The sequence below is a fragment of the Sphingopyxis flava genome (assembly GCF_900168005.1).
GTDB classification, from domain to species: Bacteria; Pseudomonadota; Alphaproteobacteria; order Sphingomonadales; family Sphingomonadaceae; genus Sphingopyxis; species Sphingopyxis flava.
The window spans coordinates 47888-70427 of the sequence record NZ_FUYP01000009.1 but is presented as its reverse complement, the minus strand read 5'-3'; the positions used below and the strand labels follow the sequence as shown (position 1 = coordinate 70427).

The window sequence follows — 22540 nt, the reverse complement described above, 5'->3', positions numbered from 1 at the left end:
GATCCGCCTAGCAGGGGTGCTGCCGCGGCTCAATCGGTTGGTCGAATTCAGCGCCCCCTCGATCGAACCCGTTGATTGCGCCGCCCAGTATCGCCACATTGGCGCGCATCGCGAGCAGGGGAAGAGGGATGACGATATTTTTGCTGATCGCTGCAGGCTATCTGCTCGGCTCTATCCCCTTTGGCGTTCTTCTGACACGTGCCTTCGGGGCGGGCGACCTGCGGCAGATCGGCTCCGGGAATATCGGCGCGACGAATGTTCTGCGCACCGGGCGCAAGAGTCTCGCGGCGGCGACGCTGCTCCTCGACGCGGCAAAAGGGGCGGTCGCGGTGCTGCTTGCGCGGTACTGGCTGCCGGAACTTGGCGATCACGGCGCAATGATTGCGGGCGCAGCGGCGGTGATCGGGCATTGCTATCCCGTCTGGCTCAACTTTCGCGGCGGCAAGGGCGTTGCGACAATGCTCGGCCTCGCGCTTGCGCTCGCCTGGCCGATCGGCGCGGTTTTCATGATCATCTGGCTCGGGACGGTGCTCGTGACCCGCATTTCATCGCTTGGCGGCATGGTGGGCGCCGTATCGGCGCCTGTTGCCGCGCTGGCGTTCGGCTTTGCCGTCTATGCGGTGGGGCTCGCCGGGCTCGCCATCATCCTTTTGTGGCGTCACCGCGAGAATATTGCGAGGCTGCGCGCCGGAACCGAGCCGCGCGTCGGCAGGAAAAGGGGCGCCGCGTGACGTCGGCCTGGTAGCCGGTGCGGGATCACCCTGTCGATACACCGAAGGTAAGCGGAGCATTGCAAAATAGGCGCAAGCTGCTTCCGGCCCGGATCCGGAATTGAGTTCGGCGAGGCGCTCAGCGCGCGCGCCGCGCGGCATCCCGAAGGCGGCCAAGGAAGAGCCTTTTCATCGCGGTGAGGTGCGGCTTTCGGGTCATGGACGAATGGGCGCCGCAGTAACGAGCGGCGCGCTGGCCAATCTTTCCTGGGTGTGACGCCTTGCGTTTTCGCCTCGTCAATCATCCCCTTGGTCGCGGTTCAGCCACGGTTCAGCGGCCGAACTTCAGGCTGATGATATTATATCACATGCGGGGAGATGGTCGATGCGAAGCCGGTTTCTGACGGGGGTTATGATGGCCGCGCTCGTTGCAGCTGTTCCAGCGCCGCTTGCCCCATTCACCGCGAAGGCGCAGCCCGCGGGGCAGCGGGAGGGCTTTTGCCGCACCGCTGACCCTCTGCCGAGGCTCGGGCCTGAAGCGTCACAGCGTCAGGGACCTGCGGGCGAGCCCGGCCGCAGTCCGAGCTATGACGCGGTGCCGCCGCCGCCGCCGCCCGCTCCGCCCGCGCCCACCGCGTCCGCAGCGCCGGGCCGAGACGTCATCGTCACAGGAGCGCCCGTCGCTGAAGAGCCCGCGATGGCGGCGCCAGCGCCTTTTGATGCGGCATCGTCTGGCGGCTCTTCCGAGGCCGCCCGTGCGATTGTGCGCCCCTGGCCGCACCCGCGGCCTCAGCCGCAACCGCAATCCGGCATTCTCACCGCCGGCGAGCATGATGATCTGCTCAACCCCGAGCTCTATGCCGCTTATGTCAACCGCAGCAATCTCGGCCAGAAAATTCGCGCGCTGCCGCGCGTCGACACGATGCGGGCGGTGACGGTGAAGGTGAGCGACCGCAATGGTCAGCCGATCCCCTTTGCCGAAGTGACCGTGACATGCAGCGATGGCAACAGCCTTTCGCTTGCAACGCACACCGATGGGAGTGCCGTCTTCTTCCCGGGGCTCGACCGGCTGAGCGAGAGGATTACCGTGTCCGCGCGGCGGGGAGGACGGACGATCGCAGAGGCGCGGCCCGTCTTTGTGTCAGATGCTCCCGGCGGGCAGCTCGTCGGGCTGACCGCCAACCAGATGGCGGCGGGCGCGACGAAGCTCGACCTGATGCTGGTTATCGATACGACAGGGAGCATGGGAGACGAGATCGCCTATCTGCAGGCCGAGCTCCGATCGATCATCGCTGCAATAACGGCAAAACACCGCGATCTCGATATCCGCATCGGCTTTGTCTTCTACCGCGATCTTGGCGATGACTATGTGACGCGGACGATTGCCTTCGATCGTGGCATCGGACGCGCGCAGGGCGTGCTCGCCCAGCAATATGCCAGCGGCGGCGGCGATTATCCGGAGGCTATGGATCAAGCCCTGATCCGGGCGGTGGGACAGAATTGGCGGCCAGATGCCGTAAAGTCGCTTCTCCTCGTCGCTGATGCCCCGCCGCATGACGATCGCTTCGCCCGGACCTGGGCCGCGGCGGAGGCGGCACGCGCGAAGCGTATCCACATCACGCCCGTTGCAGCCTCGGGCGTTGCCGACGAGGCCGAATATGCCATGCGCGCGATGGCGGCCGTGACCCAGTCGCGCTATCTCTTCCTCACCGACGACAGCGGCGTCGGCAATCCGCACGCCGCGCCCGCCATCGATTGCTACCTCGTCACCCGCCTCGACGCCTTGGTTCGCCGCGTCATCGACAGCCAGATCAGCGGTCGGCGGATCGAGCCTGAGGATCAGGAAGTTATCCGGCGTGTCGGCCAGTATGACGCCGGCAAGTGCATCCTGCCCGCGGGCTTTCGCTGGGACAATCAGTAAGGATTGACTTGCCTTTGCATCTGCCCGATGCGCAGGCCGTGGGTTGCTTCGATTAGCCTTTCTCTTCGGTCGGTGGGGTCGACTGGCGGGGGGAGGGGTCGGAGGGTAATAGTCATGAAGGCATTGCTGTCGGCAGCCGCGATCGCGGCGTTGCTGGCCCAACCCGTTGCCGCCGTCGCGAAGGACCAGGAACCCGTCAAGATATCGGGGGCCGCCAATGCGAAGGGCGTCACCGCCGTTACCATCGGCGCTTTCAATGTCGGTTTCATCTTCGAATCGATCGACCGCACTGCGGCCAGCGGCGGTTTGATGGGGGCGCTGGGAGGCACCACGAAGGCGAAGAGCGAACTCGTGGGCGTCACACCCGAGATGATGCAGGCGGTGACCGATGCCGCCTATACCGACTTCGTGAACCAGCTGACGGCGGGGGGATATGAAGTCCATCCCGCGGGCCATCTGTTCGGTCACGCCGCCCTCGCCAAGACCAGGTCGCAGGAGGTGCCGCTCGATATCAATATTGCTCTCGAGAAGGGGAGCAAGGGCAAAGCCACCTATTTCAAGCCCTCGGCGCTACCCTCACTGCTGATGATCCCGGGAGATTTCATGGGATCGGGAATGAGCAGCATGGGGATCAACATGTCCGCGGGCCAAGCGAGCATGGCGCTTTCAAGCTATGCAAGGGAGGCCGGGGTCGGGGTCATCGACATTGTCTACCTCATCGACTTTTCGCAGCAGAAACGCCCGGGCGCCTTCAGCTTCGGCGGGCTGCAGGTGAACAGCGCGCTGTCGGTAAGCGCCGATTATTCGCGAATGACCCTGATCGCCCCGAGCGGCAAGCAGGCGGTGATCACCGTCAAGGCCCCGGTCGCGGTCGAGGGCGAGTTCATCGAAAAGAGCGATGCGACGAGCGGGACCGACAAGGCGCTGCAATCAGGAGCGAACGTCGCGGGCGGCGTCGCCGCGGTGATGGGCTTCGGCGGCCTGCGCTTCGGAAAGACGCGCAAGTTCGCCTTCACGGCCAAACCCGGCAACTATGAGGAGGGGGCGGCGAAAGCCGCGAGCCTCGCAAGCGAGATGCTGCTCGGCCGATTGAGCGCGCTGCGTTGACCCCGGCGCGGGCGCTTTCTAAATCCGCTTGACGGAGGACGGGAGCGCCCGCCACCCTCGCGCGTACGTACGTAAGGTTTTCGGGGAACGAATTTTCCATGCAATTGGTGATTGTGGAGTCGCCTGCGAAGGCGAAGACGATCGAGAAGTATCTGGGGCGCGATTTTAAGGTGCTGGCCTCCTATGGCCACGTGCGCGATCTGCCGCCCAAGGACGGTTCGGTCGACCCCGATGACGGCTTCGCCATGCAGTGGCAGCTTTACCCTGACAAGGCAAAGCGGCTGAAGGAGATTTCGGATGCCGCAAAGCGGGCCGACCGCCTGATTCTTGCGACCGACCCCGATCGAGAGGGCGAGGCGATCAGCTGGCATGTTCAAGAGCTGCTGCGTCAGAAAAAGGCGCTGCCGGCCGCCGTCGACCGCGTCACCTTCAACGCGATCACCAAGCAGGCGGTAACCGACGCGATGGCGCATCCGCGCGGGCTCGACGACGATCTGATCGATGCCTATCGCGCGCGCCGCGCGCTCGATTATCTCGTCGGCTTCACCCTGTCGCCCGTGCTTTGGCGCAAGCTGCCCGGTGCGAAGTCGGCGGGGCGTGTCCAGTCGGTCGCGCTGCGGCTGGTTGTCGAACGCGAACGCGAGATCGAGGCTTTTGTCGCGCAGCAATATTGGTCGGTCGCCGGTCTCTTTGAAATGGACGGCACGTCCTTCAAGGCGCGCCTCGCGCGCTGGCGCGGCGAGAAGATCGAGCGGCTCTCGATCGGGACCGAAGCCGACGCGCGCGCTGCCGAAGCCGATGTGAAGGCGGGCCATTTTACCGTCGATGCGGTCGAGACCAAACCGCTGACCCGCAACCCGCCGCCACCCTTCACCACCTCCACTCTCCAGCAGGAGGCGGCGCGCAAACTCGGCTTTTCGGCGAGCCATACGATGCGGATCGCGCAGAATCTCTACGAGGATGGCGCGATCACTTACATGCGAACCGACGGGGTTCAGATGGACACGAGCGCGATCAGCGCTGCGCGGCGCGCGATCGCCGACCGCTACGACGGCGGCTATGTCCCCGACAAGCCGCGCCAGTATCAGACCAAGGCGAAGAATGCGCAGGAGGCCCACGAGGCGATCCGTCCGACCGACTTTGCCAAGGACAAGGCCGGCAGCGGCGACCATGCGCGCCTTTATGAACTCATCTGGAAGCGCGCGCTCGCAAGCCAGATGGCTTCGGCGCGGCTTGAACGCACGAGCGTTGATCTATCCGACGGCACCGGCAAGACGATGCTGCGCGCGACCGGGCAAGTGGTCAAATTTCCGGGCTTTCTCGCGCTTTACGACGAAGGCCGCGACGACCATAGCGACGAGGACGACGCGCGCTTGCTCCCTGCGATGACAAGGGGCGACGCGCCTGCCAAGACGGGGGTCGAGGTCGAGAGCCACGAGACGCAGCCGCCGCCCCGCTATTCGGAGGCGAGCCTCGTCAAGAAGATGGAGGAGCTCGGCATCGGGCGTCCCTCGACCTATGCCTCGATCCTCCAGGTCCTCAAGGACCGGGCCTATGTGACGGTCGAGAAGAACCGTTTCATTCCCGAGGAGAGCGGACGGCTGCTGACGGCGTTTCTCGAACGATTCTTCACCCGCTATGTCGGCTATGATTTCACCGCGGAGCTTGAGGAAGAGCTTGACGACGTCTCGGGAGGACGCGCGCAGTGGCAAGCGGTGCTCGACCGCTTCTGGCGCGACTTCAAGCCGCGCACAGGCGAAGTGATGGATCAGAAGCCGTCGGAGATCACCGCGGCGCTAGACGAGTTTCTCGGTCCCTATCTCTTTCCAGACAAGGGTGATGGCAGCGACCCGCGCCTTTGCCCCAATTGCGGCAGCGGACGCCTCGCGCTGCGCGGCGGACGCTTCGGGCCCTTCATCGCGTGCAGCAATTACCCCGACTGCAAATATACCCGCAAATTTGCGCAGCCGGGCGGGAGCGAGAATGGCGGCGACAGCGGCCCTGAAACGCTCGGCACGGATCCTGAAACCGGACTCGAGGTGACAAGACGGAGCGGACGCTTCGGCCCCTATATCCAGCTCGGGGAGGGCAAGGAGGCAAAGCGCTCGTCGATCCCGAAGGATATTCCGGCCGACGATTTCGACCTCGATTATGCGCTGCGGCTTCTCAGTCTGCCGCGCGAGGTCGGGGCGCACCCCGAGAGCGGAAAGACGATCCTGGCGGGCCTCGGGCGCTATGGTCCTTATCTGCTTCACGATGGCAAATATGCAAAATTGAGCGGCACAGCCGAAATCTTCGAAATCGGAATGAACGCCGCCGTTGCGCGTATCGCCGATGCAGCCAATGGTGGCGGCCGCGGGCGCGTGAAGGCGCAGCCGCTCCAGACCTTTGGCCCGCACCCCACGAGCGGGGGCGAGATGAAGCTGATGGAGGGGCGCTTTGGTCCCTATGTGACCGATGGAACGACCAACGCGACCTTGCCGAAAACGGCGGACCCCGCAACATTGACGGCCGAGGAGGCGATCGCGCTGATCGATGCCCGCGCAGCCAAGGGGCCAGCGAAGGGCAGGAAGAAGGCGGCGCCGAAAAAGAAAGCCGCAGCGAAAAAGGCGCCAGCGAAGAAGAAGGCAGCGAAGGAAAAGTGACGGGGTAAAGCGCCGCCACGGCGATTTTCGCGCCCTCCCGGAAGATGCGAAGCGGCCGAGAAGGATGCCGCGCGGGGCTCCTGCTTGGCGCCAGCGGCATCGGCAAAGTGAGTGCTCTGCTCGCCCGGACATTTGGCGGGTCATTTGCCGCCCAATGACTGGCCGCGGACCTGTCCCGCGCAGGCTGCAAGAGCGGCGCGGATGCACCCGCCGGCCTTATGGTCGCGGCGTGCCAGCTCGTAGGTTCCCCATGGCCGGAGCTACGCAAGTGCGAGGAGCAGGACCGTCAAGGGGTGCGCGCCATGCCTTCGGTCAATCGACCCAGTCGAGCCCCATGTCGCGATAGACGCCTCGGTCTTCGTCCCAGTTTTCCTTGACCTTGACGTGGAGAAAGAGGTGGACCTTTCGGCCCATCAATTCGCTGAGCTCGGCGCGCGCGCGCGCGCCGATTTCCTTGATGCGGCTGCCGCCCTTGCCGAGCACGATCGCGCGCTGATTGTCACGCGCGACATAGATTTGCTGATGGATTTCGGCGCTGCCGTCGGGGCGGGTCTTGAAAAGCTCGGTTTCGACCGTCGACTGGTAGGGCAGCTCCTCGTGGAGCTGGCGGTAGAGCTGCTCGCGCGTGATCTCGGCGGCCAGCATCCGCTCGGGCGCGTCGCTCACCTCGTCCTCGGGAAAATGCCACGGGCCCTCGGGCATCAGCCTCGCCAGATGCGCCTTGAGATCAGGCACGCCGTCGCCGCTGCTCGCCGCGATGAAGAAGCTTTCGTCGAAGGCGACCTTCGCATTGAGCTCGGTCGCGATCGCGAGCAGCTTGTCTTTCCTGGTGAGGTCGACCTTGTTGAGAACGAGATATTTCTTCTCGGGTCGGTTCGCGACGCCCTCGAGTACGCGTTCGACGCGGCCCGTCAATTTGGCCGCGGCATCGACCATCACAAGGATCGCCTCGGCCTCTTCAAGACTGCCCCAGGCGGCTGCGACCATCGCGCGATCGAGCCGGCGGGTCGGCGCAAATATGCCTGGCGTGTCGATCAGGATGATCTGTGCCTCGCCTTCCATCGCGACGCCCATGAGCCGCGTGCGCGTCGTCTGCGCCTTGGGACTGACGATCGCGACCTTCTGACCGACAAGCGCGTTGACGAGAGTCGATTTCCCGGCATTGGGAGCACCGACGACGGCGACGAAGCCGCAGCGCTGGGTCATCTCGTCTCTTCCTCTACAAGCCGCGCGAGCAGGGCCGCGGCGGCATTTTTCTCGGCCGCCTGCTTCGAGGCACCTTCGCCTTCCGCCTCGGCGAGTTTGCCGATGCTCACCGCGACGCGGAAGCGGGGAGCATGGTCGGGGCCGTCGCGGCGGACCATCCGGTATTCGGGCGGCCGCCGCTTGCGGGCGAGCGCCCATTCCTGAAGCGCGGCCTTGGGATGTTTCGGCGCTGCGACCTGCCCCTCGATCATTTCGCCCCAGTGCCGGAGGATGAAGGCGCGCGCTGCTTCTTCACCAAGGTCGAGCCACAGCGCGCCGATCAGCGCCTCAACGACGTCGGCGGCAATATTGTCGCTCTGTCGTCCCCCGTCTCCGATGGCTTGCGCCCCGAAGCGGACATGCGCGTTGAGGTCGAGGCCTTGTGCGATGCGCGCGCAGGTCTCACCAGAGGCAAGCGCGTGGAGGCGAGAGGAGAGCTCGCCCTCGGCCGCTTTGGGAAAGCGGCGGTACAATTCCGACGCGATAACCAGTCCGAGCACCCGGTCGCCGAGAAACTCGAGCCGCTGATAATCGCCCGCGCCGCTGCTGCCGTGGGTCAGAGCTTCGTGATAGAGCGCGAGATCGCGAGGCTCGGCGCCGATGAGGGCGGCGATGGTCTCGGCTGAGGCGCTCCCGCTCAAAAGCCTTCCCCGATGCGCTCCCACCGCGCGGCTGTGAACCAGCTGATCGGGTTGATCCAGCTTGCCGAACCGTCGGTTGAAAACATGCCGACAAGCGCATGGCCGACGAGATTCTTCATCGGCACGGCGCCGCCAAGGCCGCCCTCTTCCATGCGGACCCGGCTGTCGGCGCTGCGATCGCGGTTATCGCCCATCAGGAAGACGCTGCCTTCGGGAACTTTATAGGGTACGGTATTGTCGACCGGCAGGTCTACAATGTCGAGAACAGCATAGCTCTTGCCGTTCGGCATGGTTTCCTTGAACTGCCTGTAGCGGCACTGGCGCTGGCCGTTCGGGCCAATCTCCTCGAACTGCATCTCGTAGCAGGGAAGGGCGTTGTTCGCGCGCGCGGCCTCGATCATATTCTCGGTTACGGGAATGACGAAATCGGCCATCGGCTCGCGCTTCAAGGGTTCGCCATTGATCCATACGATGCCGTCGCGCACCTGGACCGTATCGCCCGGCAGGCCGATAACGCGCTTGATCCAGTCGTCCCTGTTCTGCGGCGGCGCCTTGAACACGACGACGTCTCCGCGCTCGGGCGTGCGGGCGAAGAGATGCCCCGGGATGAGCGGAATGCTGAACGGCAGGCTGTATCTCGAATAACCATAGGCCATCTTGTTGACGAGCAGATAGTCGCCGATCAACAGCCGCGGCTGCATCGATTCAGAAGGGATATTGAAGGGCGAGAGAAAAAAACTGCGAAAGATGAGAACCGCGACCGCGAGCAAGGCGAGGAAACGAACCGTATCGACGGCCTCTTCCTTCGCCGACATCGGCGGCGTCGCTTTGGGATCGGTGGCGGGCGAGTTATCGGCAGTAACGCTGGCGTCGGTCATGCCGCGCATTGGCGACGAATAGGTCTGCACGTCAAGCGAATTACGGCGGATGACGCTGGCGCAGCGGTGGCCGCGGGCCTATGGAAGAACCGCTTTCAAACCTCCTTCGCTCGACGCGAACGAAAATCAGAGGAATTGCGATGACCACCGCCGCCGACGCTTGGCAAGCGCTTGCCGATTGGGAGCCGCGCCCGCTCGCCGGCCTCGTTGGCGCCGATCCCGAAGCCCGCCTCCAGCTCCTCGTGCGCAGCGTCGCTGATATCCGGTTCGATTTCGCCAAGACCCATCTCGACGAGGCCGCGATCGCTGCGCTCCTCGATCTTGCCAAGGCGCAGGATTTCGCCGGCAGACGCAAGGCGCTTTTCTCGGGCGGGATCGTCAACCCGAGCGAAGGGCGCGCCGCGGAACATAGTGCAGAGCGCGGCGAGGGAGCGCCTGATCCGGTTCATCGCGCTCAGCTCCTCCACCAGCGGATGCGGATGCTCGTCGACGCGATCGAGGCGGGCGCGTTCGGCGAGATCCGGCACCTCCTCCACATCGGCATCGGTGGGTCGGCGCTCGGTCCCGACCTGCTCGTGGATGCGCTCGGGCGTCATGGCAGCCGCTATGACGTCGCCGTGGTATCGAATGTCGACGGAGCAGCGCTGAGCGAGGCGTTCGCCGGGTTCAGTCCTGAGCATACGCTTGTGGCCGTCGCGTCGAAAACCTTCACGACGACCGAGACCCTGCTCAATGCGGCCTCGGCGCTGCAATGGCTCGAAGAGGCAGGTATCGAGGATGCGCTTGGCCGCTTCATCGCGCTGACGGCCCATCCGGACAAGGCGATGGAGTGGGGAATCGACGAAACGCGCATCCTGCCGTTCAGCGAAACGGTTGGGGGACGCTATTCGCTATGGTCGTCGATCGGTTTTCCTGCTGCGCTCGCGCTTGGCTGGGACGCCTTTGCCGATCTTCTCGAGGGCGCTGCCGAAATGGACAGGCATTTCCGCCTCGCCGAGGGCGCCGATAATATCTGCCTGCTCGCAGCCTTTGTCGATCAGCTCTATGCCAATCGTCTGGGCTGCCAGACGCGCGCTGTTTTTGCCTATGACGAGCGGCTGCGGCTGCTTCCGGCCTATCTTCAGCAGCTCGAAATGGAATCGAACGGCAAATCGGTGACGCTGGACGGGGCTCCGCTCGGCCGCGCCAGCGCGCCGATCACCTGGGGCGGGGTCGGCACCGATGCGCAGCATGCGGTGTTCCAGCTCCTCCATCAGGGCACGCACCTCACCCCCGTTGAGTTCATCGTCGCGCGCGAGCCCGACCATCTGCTCGATGACGCGCATCACGAAACGCTGGTGGGCAATTGCATCGCGCAGGGCGCCGCGCTGATGGCGGGGCGCGCAAGCGAGGACGGTGCGCGCCATTATCCGGGCAATCGTCCCTCGACGACCATACTCCTCGACCAGATCAATCCGCGCAGTCTGGGCGCATTGATCGCATTTTTCGAGCATCGCGTCTTCGCCAACGCCGTTTTGCTCGGGATCAATCCGTTCGACCAGTTCGGGGTCGAACTCGGCAAGGAAATGGCAAAAGGTCTCGCCGAAGGATCGATGGAGTTCGACCCTGCGACCCGGGCGCTGATGCTGGCTGCGCTTGGAGATTGATGCGCCTTTGGCTTTTCTCGAGCGCAAAAATCGATTGGCATTGCGCGCCTGCGTAACCAAATAGGCGGCGGCGGCGAACGGCTGCCCGCCAGCTCTAGGGGTCCTCCATGTCCAAATTCGACTATGATCTGTTCGTCATCGGTGCCGGTTCGGGCGGCGTGCGCGCTTCGCGCGTGGCCGCGTCGCACGGTGCGCGCGTGGCGGTGGCGGAGGAGCACCGGGTCGGGGGGACCTGCGTTATTCGGGGCTGCGTGCCCAAGAAGCTGCTTGTCTACGGCGCGCATTTCGCCGAAGACATCCATGATGCCCGGCAGTTCGGCTGGGACGTCCCTGACTGCCGCTTCGACTGGACACGGCTGCGCGACAATGTGCTTGCCGAGGTGAGCCGGCTCGAGGGCCTCTATGCCCAGACGCTCGACAATCACAAGGTGGCGCTGTTCAGGACGCGCGCCACGCTCGTCGGGCCGCAGAAGGTTCGGCTCGCCGACGGGCAGGAGCTGACCTCCGAGCGCATATTGATCGCAACGGGGGGCTGGCCTTTCGTGCCGGAGTTTCCCGGCAGCGAGCATGCGATCACCTCGAACGAGGTGTTCCATTTGCAAGAATTGCCCAAGCGCATCGTCATCGCCGGCGGCGGCTATATCGCCAATGAGTTTGCCGGAATCTTCAACGAGTTCGGCAGCAAAGTGACGATCGTCAACCGCGGCGACGCGATCTTGCGCGGCTATGACGAGCAGATCCGCGACCGCTTGCTCCAGATTTCCATGACCAAGGGCATCGAGTTCCGCTTCAACGCGCCCTTTCAGTCGATCGAGAAGCAGGCGGACGGCTCGCTCCTCGTCCATCTTGAAAATTGCGAGCCAATTCCCGCCGACGCAGTGCTGGCGGCGACCGGGCGCGTGCCCAACACCAGGGGGCTGGGGCTTGAAGAAGTGGGCGTCGAGCTCGACCGCAATGGCGCGGTGAAAGTCGATGAGACCAATCAGTCGTCTCTCGAGAGCATTTATGCGGTAGGGGACGTCACGAACCGTATCCAGCTCACCCCCGTTGCGATCCGCGAAGGTCAGGCCTTTGCCGACAGTGTCTTTGGCGGCAAGCCGACCATTGTCGACTATTCGAATGTGCCAAGCGCGGTCTTTAGCCACCCGCCGATCGGCGCGGTCGGAATGACCGAGGCCGAGGCGCGCAATAGGCTGGGATCGATCCGCGTCTATACGAGTGATTTTCGCGCGATGAAGAACGTCCTTGCCGGCCGCAACGAGCGCGCTCTTTACAAGATGGTGGTCAATGAGGCGACCGATCAGGTTGTCGGCCTCCACATGATCGGCCCCGATGCGCCCGAGATATTGCAGGCGGCGGCCGTCGCGGTGAAGGCGGGACTGACCAAGGCGGATTTCGACGCGACGGTTGCGTTGCACCCGAGCATGGCCGAGGAGCTTGTGCTGATGAAATAAGGAGGCGCCCGCCCCGAGGCGTCGTCCCCGATCCCTGACTATCGCGAGCGAATGCGGCCTGCTAAATTCCTGCGATGCAATCGGGGGAGGGGCTATGGCGGGTACGGTTCTGGTCACAGGAGGGAGCGGCTATATCGCCGGATTCCTGATCCGGCAGCTGATCGAGAATGGTTGGCAGGTCCGCACCACGGTTCGCAGCCTGGCGCGCGAGGCCGAGGTGCGGGACTGGTTGCAAGTCGACGACGGCAGGCTGCGCTTCTTCGCTGCCGATCTGGAACAGGATGCGGGGTGGGCCGAGGCGATGGCGGGGTGCAGCCATGTTGCGCACGTCGCATCGCCCTTTCCGATCGATGTCCCAAGCGATGCTGACGCGTTGGTGGTGCCGGCGCGCGAGGGGGCATTGCGTGCGCTGCGCTTCGCGAAGGCGGCGGGAGTGCAGCGCTTTGTCCTCACCTCGTCGATGGCGGCGATCGCTTATGGCCATGGCAAGGGCCGCGATCTTTATGACGAGGCGGACTGGACCAATCTCGATGATCCTAAAGTGATGCCTTATCCGCGATCAAAGACCGTTGCTGAACGATCTGCCCGAGAGTGGGCAAGGGCCGAGGCTCCCGAGATCGAATTTGCCTCGGTGAACCCGGCTGCGGTCTTCGGACCTTTGCTGTCGGACGATCTGTCGACTTCGATCGAAGTCGTAAAACAGCTTCTCGAAGGCAAGGTGCCCCTGTGCCCCGACATCGGATTCGGCATCATTGACGTTCGCGACGTGGCCGATCTCCACTATCGCGCGCTGAATGCGCCGCGGGTCCGCGACGATCGGTTTGTCTGCTCGGGACCATTTCTCAAGATGATCGACGTTGCAAACCTTTTGCGGACCAATCTTGGCGATCAGGCACGAAGGGTTCCTGCGAGGAAGATGCCCGGCTGGCTGCTCAAGATGTTCGCCTTGGTGCGGCCTGAACTCAGGCAACTCGTTGCCGAGCTTGGAAATGTGCGCGGGGGCGATAGCCGCCATGCGATGGAGCGGCTCGGATGGACCATGCGCCCGCCGGAGGAGGCGATTCTCGCAACAGCGCGCGACTTGATCGGCCGCGCCATCGTGAAGGTCTAGGAGGTTTGCCCATCCGCCCGGGTGTGGAGGAGCATGCGATTTTGAGGAGCCGTGCCTTTTTCGGTAGGGATTGCGGCCTCCAACGGCGGCGGCGCCGGCGACCGCACGACCATGCACATGCTGGTTGCACCATGTCCTCGAGGACGGGCTGCTGATCGCTAGCCGATCCGGTAAGGCACGACATCGCGGCGGTCGGGGTCGACCAGTATCGGCCGATCGCTTGGCGGAAAGGCGCGCTGGTCGCAGTCATCGCGCGGACAGATGCGGCACGAAGGGCCGATGCGCGCCGCGGCGTGCGGGGCATCGACATCGACACCGTCGGCGTAGACGAACTCGGCAGCATATTGGGCCTCGCACCCCAGTGCGACCGCGTAGCGGCGAGGACTGCGGGCGTAGCTGCCCGAGGGCTTCACAAGCCCCTTTGCCATCGACACATAGCGTAGTCCGTCGGGGGTTTCGGCAAGCTGAAACAGGATGCGGTCGGGGATCGCGGCGGCCTCGTGAACGATCCACAAGGGGCAGGCGCCGCCAAAGCGCGCAAACTGGAGGCGCGTTGCGCTGTGCCGCTTGGTGATATTGCCCGCCATGTCGACGCGGCAGAAGAACATGGGAATGCCGCGCGCACCCGGCCGCTGGAGCGTCGAGAGCCGGTGGCACGCCTGCTCGAAGCTGACCCCATATTCGAGCCGCAGCCGATCGATGTCGTGGCGCACGGCGCGCGCGCTCGAGCGGAAAGGGGTGTAGGGCATGAGCACCGCGCCCGCCGCATAATTTGCAAGGCCGACGTGAAGAAGCTGACGCGCCGCAGCCGTGCGCAGCGGGGAGGCCTCGACGACGGCGGCAATTTCGCCGGCGAGGGCAAGGGCGGCGAGCTGGTGCGCGAGCTGGAAGCGGCGGCTTTCGGCTGGCTGCGAAGGATCGATCACCAGGTGGCGCATCGTCGCGTCGAAATCGCGCAGGCTTTGTGTCTGCTGGTAGACGATCGAGATGCCGAGCGCATCGCGCAGTTGCCGTTCGATGGCCTCGATCGGGGGAGAGGGGGCGCCGCGCAGCCCCGTTGCCAACGTCTCGGCCGCGCGGTCGATGGAATCGACATAATTGCCCGCGTCGTGAAACCAGTCGCGAACCTCCTCCCACGGCAGGCGGCTGCCCTCTGCCGTACCGCCGGTCAGCGCCTCGTCGATGATCTGGAGCCTCTGCCCGGCGCGGCGATACGCCGCATGGAGCGCGACAAACTGGTCGGCGAGTTGCGGCTGCTGGAGCGCGGCACGCTCGAGTTGCTCGGGTGCCATCGGAGCGGCAGCAAAGAGCGGGTCGGCGGCGGCTTCGCGAAGGGCCGCGGCGCGGCGGTCGCCAGCCTCGGCGGCAATTTCCTCCCATTCAAGCGGGAAAAGTCGTTGCAGGCGATCGAGCAGGCCAGGCGTGAGCGGACGGTCGTCGTGCTCGATCTGGCTGAGATAGGAGGCCGAGATACCTAGCTGGGCGGCAAAGTCGGCCTGGCGAATGGCGCGGGCCGCACGCAGATCGCGAAGCTGGCGTCCAGCGTAAAGGCGGGTTGGATGCATCGGTGCAAATTAGTTTGCAAAGTTCGACTTTGCAACTTTGCTAATTCGCATTTGCCCTCGAACGCCGAAGCAGGCATGGGCGGGGCTTCATTTTCGTGGAGAGCCTCATGTCCGCCAATATCGCCGAAATGGAACGTCGCCGCGCGGCAGCTGCGCTGGGGGGCGGACAGAAGCGCATCGACGCCCAGCACGCCAAGGGCAAGCTCACCGCACGCGAGCGGCTGGACGTTCTGCTCGACGAGGGGTCGTTCGAGGAGCTCGACACCTATGTCGAGCATGACTGCATCGATTTCGGGATGCAGGAACAGAAAATACCTGGCGACGGCGTCGTCACCGGATCGGGCACGATCAACGGCCGGCTTGTCTATGTCTTCAGCCAGGATTTCACGGTCTTTGGCGGCTCCTTGTCGAAACGGCACGCGGAGAAGATCTGCAAGGTGATGGAAAAGGCGATGCTCGTCGGTGCGCCGGTCATCGGGCTCAATGACAGCGGCGGCGCGCGCATTCAGGAGGGCGTGGCCTCGCTCGGCGGTTATGCCGACGTCTTTCAGAAGAATGTTCTCGCCTCAGGTGTGGTCCCGCAGATCAGCCTTATCATGGGACCGTGCGCCGGCGGCGCGGTTTACAGCCCCGCAATGACCGACTTCATCTTCATGGTGAAGGACTCAAGCTATATGTTCGTGACCGGCCCCGATGTCGTGAAAACGGTGACGAACGAAGTCGTCACGCAGGAAGAGCTCGGCGGCGCGATCACCCATACGACAAAGAGCTCGGTTGCCGATCTTGCATTCGAGAATGATATCGAGGCGTTGCTCAGCGTCCGGGACTTCTTCGACTATCTGCCTGAAAATAATCGCAGCGGCGTACCCGTGCGCCCGACGAGCGATCCTTATGACCGCGCCGAGGAAAGCCTCGACACGCTGATCCCGCCCAATGCGAACCAGCCCTATGATATGCACGAGCTGATCCGCAAAACGGTCGACGAGGGTGATTTTTTCGAGGTTCAGCCAGCGCATGCGGCGAACATCATCTGCGGTTTCGGGCGCATCGAGGGGCGCACGATCGGCATCGTCGCGAATCAGCCGATGGTGCTTGCCGGCGTGCTCGACATCAATTCGTCGAAAAAGGCTGCGCGCTTCGTGCGTTTCTGCGACGCCTTCGAGATTCCGATCATCACCTTCGTCGACGTCCCGGGCTTCCTGCCCGGCACCGCGCAGGAATATAACGGCATCATCAAGCATGGCGCGAAGCTCCTCTTTGCCTATGCCGAGGCGACCGTCCCCAAGATTACGGTCATCACGCGCAAAGCCTATGGCGGCGCTTATGACGTCATGGCGTCCAAGCATCTTCGCGGCGATCTGAACTATGCCTGGCCCACCGCCGAGATCGCGGTGATGGGCGCGAAGGGGGCGGTCGAGATCATCTTTCGCGCCGATATCGGCGATCCTGAAAAGATCGCGCAGCGCACGAAGGAATATGAGGACCGCTTCGCCAATCCCTTCGTGGCAGCCTCGCGCGGCTATATCGACGAGGTTATTCACCCGCACAATACGCGCAAGCGGATCGCGCTGGGGCTGCGCAAATTGCGCAACAAGCAGCTCGAGAACCCGTGGAAGAAGCATGACAATATTCCGCTTTGAGCGCTCGGCGTCCGCGCGAAGCTTTCGGGCTTCGCCAATGGAATCTTCACCGTGTCGGCCGGGCCGCCGGCCCAGCATTGTGACGATGGCGGCCGACACGCAGCATCAATGGGATTTTGAGACATGAAACTAGGCCGCCTCAATCATATCGGCGTTGCAACGCCGTCCATCGCCGACAGCATAGTCTTCTACCGCGACGTGATGGGTGCGACGAAGATCCATGAGCCCTTCGACCTCCCCGACCAGGGGGTGAAGGTGTGCTTCGTCGATACACCGAGCGCCGATGGGGCGCTGAGCGGTACGCAGATCGAACTGATCGAACCGCTGCCGGGAAACACCTCGATTGCCGGCTTTCTTGAAAAGAACCCCGCGGGCGGGCAGCATCATATGTGCTACGAAGTCCCGGACATTCATGCCGCGAAATCATGGTTTGAGCGGCTCGGCAAGCGCGTGCTTGGCGAGCCCCGGATCGGGGCGCACGGGACGCTGATTTTCTTTGTCCACCCGCGCGACATGGGCGGGGTGCTGACCGAGATTATGGAGACGCCGAAGGGCGATCATTGATCTTCCTGTCATCGTCACCCGGGCCTCAGTCGGGGCCACCGCTATGCCTCGAGGGAAAGCGACGTGCAGGATCAAGTCCGCCGACGACGAAAAAAGAGTAGAGATGCGCAATATGACCGACAAACCCACACTCGACCAATGGGCCGAAGCTGCCGCCAAGGAAGTGAAGGGCAAGGACCTCACCTGGCATACCCCGGAGGGGATTGCGGTCAAGCCGCTCTATACCGCCGAAGATGTGAAGACCGACCCCGGGCTTCCGGGTTTTGCGCCGTTCACCCGCGGCGTGCGCGCGTCGATGTATACGGGGCGGCCGTGGACGATCCGGCAATATGCCGGCTTTTCGACCGCGGAGGAATCGAATGCCTTCTATCGCCGGAACCTTGCGGCGGGGCAGAAGGGGCTGAGCGTCGCTTTCGACCTTGCGACCCATCGCGGTTACGACAGCGACCATCCGCGCGTCGTCGGTGATGTCGGCAAGGCGGGCGTCGCGATCGACACGGTCGAGGACATGAAGATCCTCTTCGACGGCATTCCGCTCGACCAGATGTCCGTCAGCATGACGATGAACGGCGCGGTGATCCCGGTTCTCGCCTTCTTCATCGTCGCAGGCGAGGAGCAGGGGGTCGAGCGCAAGCTGCTCGACGGGACCATTCAGAACGATATTCTGAAGGAGTTCATGGTCCGCAACACCTACATCTATCCCCCCGAACCCTCGATGCGGATCATTTCGGACATCTTCGGTTACACCAGCCGCGAGATGCCGAAGTTCAACAGCATCTCGATTTCCGGCTACCATATGCAGGAGGCCGGCGCGACGCAGGTGCAGGAGCTCGCCTTCACCATTGCCGACGGTATCGAATATGTAAAATATGGGGTCGCAAGCGGCCTCGACATCGACAAGTTTGCGGGCCGACTGTCCTTCTTTTTCGCGATCGGCATGAATTTCTTCATGGAGGCAGCAAAGCTGCGGGCAGCGCGGGTTCTGTGGCACCGCGCGATGACCAAGCTCGGCGCGCAGTCTGAACGCTCGAAGATGCTGCGCACCCATTGCCAGACCAGCGGCGTGTCGCTGACCGAGCAGGATCCCTACAACAATGTCGTGCGCACGACGATCGAGGCCATGGCAGCGATGCTCGGCGGGACGCAGAGCCTTCACACCAACGCGCTCGACGAGGCCATCGCGCTTCCCACCGATTTCTCGGCGCGCATCGCGCGCAACACGCAGATCATCATCCAGGAGGAGACCGGCATGTGCAATGTCGTCGATCCGCTGGGTGGATCCTATTATGTCGAGGCGCTGACGCAGGAACTGGTCGATGCAGCGCAGGCGATCATCGACCGGGTCGAGGCCGAGGGCGGCATGGCAAAGGCGGTTGCGGCGGGCTGGCCCAAGGCGATGATCGAGGAAGCGGCCGCCGCGCGCCAGGCGCGCGTCGATCGCGGCGACGATGTGATCGTCGGCGTCAACAAATATCGGCTGAAAGACGAGGATCTGCTCGAAACGCTGGAGGTCGACAACACGAAGGTCCGTGAGGCGCAGGTGGCGCGGATCAACCAGGTCAAGGCGAGCCGCGACGAGGCAGCGTGCCAGGCGGCGCTCGATGCGCTTCGAAAAGCGGCGGCTGCGCCGCAATCGATCGAGACCAACTTGCTGGCGCACGCGGTCGAGGCAGCGCGCGCGCGCGCGACGCTCGGCGAGATTTCCTCGGCAATGGAAGAGGCTTTCGATCGCTACGCGACGGTGCCGACGCCGGTAAAGGGCGTCTATTCCGCGCCATATAAGGAAGACAGCCGCTGGAAGCAGGTCGTCGACGGGGTGAAAGCGGTCGAGCGCCGGCTGGGCCGCGCGCCCAAGCTCTTGATTGCCAAGATGGGGCAGGATGGGCACGACCGCGGCGCCAATGTCATCGCGTCTGCCTTTGGTGACATGGGATTCGACGTGATTTCGGGCCCGCTCTTTCAAACGCCCGAGGAAACGGTGGTGCTCGCGCTCGAGAGCGGGGTCGATGCGGTCGGCGCCTCGAGCCTTGCCGCAGGACACAAGACGCTGATCCCCGAGCTCATCAAGGGGCTGAAAGAGGCGGGGCGCGCTGATATCAAGGTGATCGCCGGCGGCGTCATTCCGCCGCAGGATTACGACTATCTTCGCGACGCCGGCGTACAGGGGATATATGGTCCTGGATCAAATGTGGTCGAATGCGCTGCTGACGTGCTGCGCCTGCTCGGCCATAATATGCCGCCGCTGGAGGATGCCGCATGACCGGACACAAGCCCGAAACGTTGACCGTTCACGCCGGGACCCAAGCCGATCCGACGACCAAGGCGCGGATCACGCCGATCTATCAGACATCCTCCTATGTCTTTGACAGTCCCGAGCATGCCGCGCGCCTTTTCAACCTCGAAGAATTCGGGAACATCTACTCACGGATCATGAACCCGACCAACGGGGCGCTCGAGGGCAAGATCGCAGCGCTCGAAGGCGGGCCAGCGGCGCTCGCCGTCGCATCGGGTCACGCAGCGCAGTTCCTGGCGTTCCATACGCTGATGGAGCCAGGCTGCGAAATCGTCGCGGCGCGCAAGCTCTATGGGGGCTCGCAGAATCAGCTCGGTCAGAGCTTTCGAAAAATGGCGTGGACGACGCAGTTTGTTGACGCCGACGATGCAGGACAAGTGGCCGCCGCGATCAACGAGAACACGCGCGCCGTGTTCATCGAGAGCCTCGCAAACCCCGGGGGCGTCGTGCAGGATATCGAGGCGATCGCCAAGGTCGCGCATGATGCCGGCGTGCCGTTGATCGTCGACAATACGATGGCGACCCCGGTCTTGTGCCGTCCGATCGATTATGGCGCCGACATCGTCGTTCATTCCACCACCAAGTTTCTGAACGGCCATGGCAATGCGATCGGCGGCGTGATCGTCGATGCGGGGTCGTTCGACTGGGCAAAGGACGGGAAATATCCGGCGCTCAGTGAGCCCAACGCCTCCTATCACGGCCTCCGGTTCACCGAGGCATTCGGCAATCTGGCGTTCATCCTTGCCGCGCGCACGCTCGGGCTTCGGGATCTTGGCCCGGCGCTCGCGCCTATGAACGCCTTTCTCGCGCTCACTGGCATGGAGACGCTCGCGCTCCGCATGGAGCGGCACTGCAGCAACGCGCTCGCGCTCGCCAAATGGCTTGAGGCGCATCCGGCGGTGAGCTGGGTCTCCTATGCAGGGCTCGGCGACAGCCCGTACCACGAGCTGGCGAACAAATATCTGGGCGGCAGGGGCGGCGCTGTCTTCACCTTCGGTCTCAAGGGCGGCTATGATGCCGGCGTCAAACTCGTCTCGTCGGTCAAGCTGTTCAGCCATCTGGCGAACCTTGGCGACACGCGATCGCTGATCATCCACCCCGCTTCGACAACGCACAGCCAATTGTCGGCCGAAGAACTGGTGCAGTCGGGCGCGGGGCCCGAGGTCGTGCGCGTCTCGGTGGGGATCGAACATATCGACGACATCATCGCCGATCTCTCCCAGGCGCTCGGGGCCCTCGCATGATCCGCGTTTTCGGCAGTCTTTCTCTTGCCGCGCTGGCCGCTTCCCATCCTGCGAGTGCAGCGCACGAGAAAGGCCGCGAAAGCGCGTTTCGCCCGGGCGTTTCGGTCGAGCTTCTTCATCGCCAGCCGATCGGGGACGTCTATTTCACCGATTGGTTTGCGCGCCTTGAAAGCGCGCAAGGGGCGTGGCGCGACGTCTATTTCGAGACGAGCGACAAGTTCGTGAACAAGGGCATCATCCGCCTGAACTGCGAGGAAGCGGAAGCCGACATCGACATCGCCCTCTACGGCAGCGGCGACTATGGTGCCGCCGCCGACCTGCGCGAGGTGAGGGTTCCCTATGCCGATCGCCGCGCCTGGGCCGATGGCGGCTATGTGGCGCTCGCTGGCGAGACTCCGCCGTTCAAATTCTATCGCGCTGCGCTCGCGCGCTATTGCGCCTCTTGAAAAGGGTCGAAATCCATGAACCTTTCCCGAACCGGCCAAACGGACGATCTGCCGCGGACTGACTGGACGCGCGAGGAAATCGCCGAACTTTTCGATCTGCCCTTCGATGAGCTGATGTGGGAGGCGCAAAGCGTGCACCGCCGGCACCATGCGCGCGGGCAGGTGCAGCTTTGCACCCTGCTTTCGATCAAGACGGGCGGCTGCGCAGAGGATTGCGGCTATTGCTCGCAGTCGGCGCACGCCGAAACGGGGCTGAAGGCCACCAAGCTGATGGACGTGCGCCAGGTTCTGCAGGCGGCTGCCGAGGCGAAGGATGCAGGTTCGCAGCGCTTCTGCATGGGGGCCGCGTGGCGCAACCCCAAGGACCGCGACATGCCCGCGATCGTCGAAATGATCGAAGGCGTGCGTGCGATGGGTATGGAAACCTGCATGACGCTCGGGATGCTCACGAAGGAGCAGGCGCAGACGCTTGGCATGGCGGGTCTTGATTATTACAATCACAATGTCGACACGAGCCCTGAAAACTACAGCAACATCATCACGACGCGGACCTTTCAGGACCGGCTCGATACGCTCGAAGAGGTCCGTGCGGCAGGAATCAATGTCTGCTCGGGCGGTATTGTCGGGATGGGGGAGAGCAGGGCGGACCGCGTGGGTTTCATCCACGCGCTGGCGACCTTGCCGCGCCACCCCGAAAGCGTGCCGGTAAACGCGCTCGTGCCCGTGAAAGGCACGGTACTGGGGGACATGCTGGCCGATACGCCGCTCGCCGAGATTGACGACATTGAGTTTGTCCGCACCGTCGCGGTCGCGCGCATTACCATGCCCAGGTCGATGGTTCGCCTGTCGGCCGGGCGCGAGAGCATGTCGGAGGCGACGCAGGCGCTCTGCTTCATGGCAGGAGCGAACAGCATCTTTACTGGCGACAAGCTGCTCACCACGGGCAACCGCGGCGACAGCGCCGATGCGGCGCTCTTCGCAAAGCTCGGGATCGTGCCGATGGAGGCCGATGAGCCGATGCGGATGGAGGCGGCCGAGTGATCCTTTCGACCCTGTTGGCCCTCGCCCCGGCGGTGCAGGAGCCCGCGATCGACTGCGACAATGCCGGGACGCAGTTCGAGCTCAATGCCTGTGCCTACAAGGATTATGAGCGCGCCGATGCGGCGATGAACGCCCAGTGGAAGATCACCGCGGCGCGGATGAAAGGTCTCGATGCCAAGTTCGATCCCGCGCAGGACGATCGCCCCGGCTATTTCGACACATTGCTCGCCGCGCAGCGCGCGTGGCTCGATTATCGTGACAAGCATTGCACGAGCGCGGGCTATTCGATGCGCGGCGGGTCGGCCGAACCGATGGTGGTCGGCGGCTGCCAGGCCGAGCTCACCGACGCCCGAACCCAACAGCTCAAAGCCCTGATCGAGGAATATTGA

The 22540-nt window shown here is 63.9% G+C and carries 18 protein-coding genes; 14 read left to right on the top strand and 4 right to left on the bottom strand.

The features are described 5' to 3' along the window. Positions 1 to 128 precede the first annotated feature (128 nt). The 4 genes from plsY (at position 129) to topA (ending at position 6383) form a co-directional block, all read left to right on the top strand. Positions 129 to 731: a glycerol-3-phosphate 1-O-acyltransferase PlsY gene (gene plsY / locus B5X69_RS09040; RefSeq protein WP_079638383.1), complete on the top strand. Its 603-nt coding sequence runs from the start codon at positions 129 to 131 to the stop codon at positions 729 to 731. A gap of 364 nt (positions 732 to 1095) precedes the next feature. After that, a complete protein-coding gene (locus B5X69_RS09035) occupies positions 1096 to 2631 on the top strand; it encodes a VWA domain-containing protein (RefSeq protein ID WP_245798680.1) in 1536 nt (511 codons plus the stop codon). 114 nt (positions 2632 to 2745) lie between these two features. Beyond that, complete coding sequence (locus tag B5X69_RS09030; RefSeq protein WP_079638382.1) at positions 2746 to 3738, top strand: hypothetical protein; 993 nt, start codon at positions 2746 to 2748, stop codon at positions 3736 to 3738. Positions 3739 to 3836: 98 nt separating this feature from the next. Beyond that, on the top strand, positions 3837 to 6383 hold the full coding sequence (gene topA / locus B5X69_RS09025) for a type I DNA topoisomerase (protein ID WP_079638381.1): 2547 nt from the start codon (positions 3837 to 3839) through the stop codon (positions 6381 to 6383). Between the two features lie 312 nt (positions 6384 to 6695). Here topA and era read toward each other — a convergent pair whose 3' ends face one another. From era to lepB, 3 genes are read right to left on the bottom strand one after another with little or no spacing between them, the layout of a single operon-like run. Beyond that, positions 6696 to 7589, bottom strand: coding sequence for a GTPase Era (gene era / locus B5X69_RS09020; RefSeq protein ID WP_079638380.1), 894 nt, complete (start codon positions 7587 to 7589; stop codon positions 6696 to 6698). Next, a complete protein-coding gene (gene rnc, locus B5X69_RS09015) occupies positions 7586 to 8269 on the bottom strand; it encodes a ribonuclease III (RefSeq protein ID WP_079638379.1) in 684 nt (227 codons plus the stop codon). The genes era and rnc overlap by 4 nt, the downstream gene beginning before the upstream one ends. Next, positions 8266 to 9084 (bottom strand): signal peptidase I, encoded by an 819-nt coding sequence (gene lepB, locus B5X69_RS09010; RefSeq protein WP_079638454.1) that lies wholly within the window; start codon positions 9082 to 9084, stop codon positions 8266 to 8268. Before lepB ends, rnc begins: the two co-directional genes overlap by 4 nt. A gap of 203 nt (positions 9085 to 9287) precedes the next feature. On the opposite strand from lepB, the gene pgi reads away from it, so the two are divergent. The 3 genes from pgi (at position 9288) to B5X69_RS08995 (ending at position 13358) form a co-directional block, all read left to right on the top strand. Continuing rightward, the gene (gene pgi, locus B5X69_RS09005) at positions 9288 to 10793 is read left to right on the top strand and encodes a glucose-6-phosphate isomerase (RefSeq protein WP_079638378.1); all 1506 of its coding nucleotides are present in this window, start codon (positions 9288 to 9290) and stop codon (positions 10791 to 10793) included. 107 nt (positions 10794 to 10900) lie between these two features. Then, complete coding sequence (gene gor, locus B5X69_RS09000; RefSeq protein ID WP_079638377.1) at positions 10901 to 12247, top strand: glutathione-disulfide reductase; 1347 nt, start codon at positions 10901 to 10903, stop codon at positions 12245 to 12247. A 94-nt stretch (positions 12248 to 12341) separates the two neighbouring features. Then, positions 12342 to 13358 (top strand): NAD-dependent epimerase/dehydratase family protein, encoded by a 1017-nt coding sequence (locus B5X69_RS08995; RefSeq protein ID WP_079638376.1) that lies wholly within the window; start codon positions 12342 to 12344, stop codon positions 13356 to 13358. A 158-nt stretch (positions 13359 to 13516) separates the two neighbouring features. Here the strand turns inward: B5X69_RS08995 and B5X69_RS08990 are convergent, their stop codons facing one another. Further along, on the bottom strand, positions 13517 to 14923 hold the full coding sequence (locus tag B5X69_RS08990) for a helix-turn-helix domain-containing protein (protein WP_079638375.1): 1407 nt from the start codon (positions 14921 to 14923) through the stop codon (positions 13517 to 13519). Positions 14924 to 15030: 107 nt separating this feature from the next. Here B5X69_RS08990 and B5X69_RS08985 point away from each other — a divergent pair, with 107 nt between their 5' ends. The 7 genes from B5X69_RS08985 (at position 15031) to B5X69_RS08955 (ending at position 22540) form a co-directional block, all read left to right on the top strand. Then, positions 15031 to 16563: an acyl-CoA carboxylase subunit beta gene (locus B5X69_RS08985; protein WP_079638374.1), complete on the top strand. Its 1533-nt coding sequence runs from the start codon at positions 15031 to 15033 to the stop codon at positions 16561 to 16563. A 123-nt stretch (positions 16564 to 16686) separates the two neighbouring features. Then, complete coding sequence (gene mce / locus B5X69_RS08980) at positions 16687 to 17127, top strand: methylmalonyl-CoA epimerase (protein WP_079638373.1); 441 nt, start codon at positions 16687 to 16689, stop codon at positions 17125 to 17127. Between the two features lie 112 nt (positions 17128 to 17239). Beyond that, the gene (gene scpA, locus B5X69_RS08975) at positions 17240 to 19387 is read left to right on the top strand and encodes a methylmalonyl-CoA mutase (protein ID WP_079638453.1); all 2148 of its coding nucleotides are present in this window, start codon (positions 17240 to 17242) and stop codon (positions 19385 to 19387) included. Continuing rightward, positions 19384 to 20664 carry an O-acetylhomoserine aminocarboxypropyltransferase gene (locus B5X69_RS08970; RefSeq protein WP_079638372.1) on the top strand — a complete coding sequence of 427 codons (1281 nt, stop codon included), beginning with the start codon at positions 19384 to 19386 and terminating at the stop codon, positions 20662 to 20664. The genes scpA and B5X69_RS08970 overlap by 4 nt, the downstream gene beginning before the upstream one ends. Continuing rightward, complete coding sequence (locus tag B5X69_RS08965) at positions 20661 to 21110, top strand: hypothetical protein (RefSeq protein WP_079638371.1); 450 nt, start codon at positions 20661 to 20663, stop codon at positions 21108 to 21110. Before B5X69_RS08970 ends, B5X69_RS08965 begins: the two co-directional genes overlap by 4 nt. 15 nt (positions 21111 to 21125) lie before the next feature. Next, on the top strand, positions 21126 to 22151 hold the full coding sequence (gene bioB / locus B5X69_RS08960) for a biotin synthase BioB (RefSeq protein ID WP_079638370.1): 1026 nt from the start codon (positions 21126 to 21128) through the stop codon (positions 22149 to 22151). Next, positions 22148 to 22540: a lysozyme inhibitor LprI family protein gene (locus tag B5X69_RS08955; protein WP_079638369.1), complete on the top strand. Its 393-nt coding sequence runs from the start codon at positions 22148 to 22150 to the stop codon at positions 22538 to 22540. The genes bioB and B5X69_RS08955 overlap by 4 nt, the downstream gene beginning before the upstream one ends.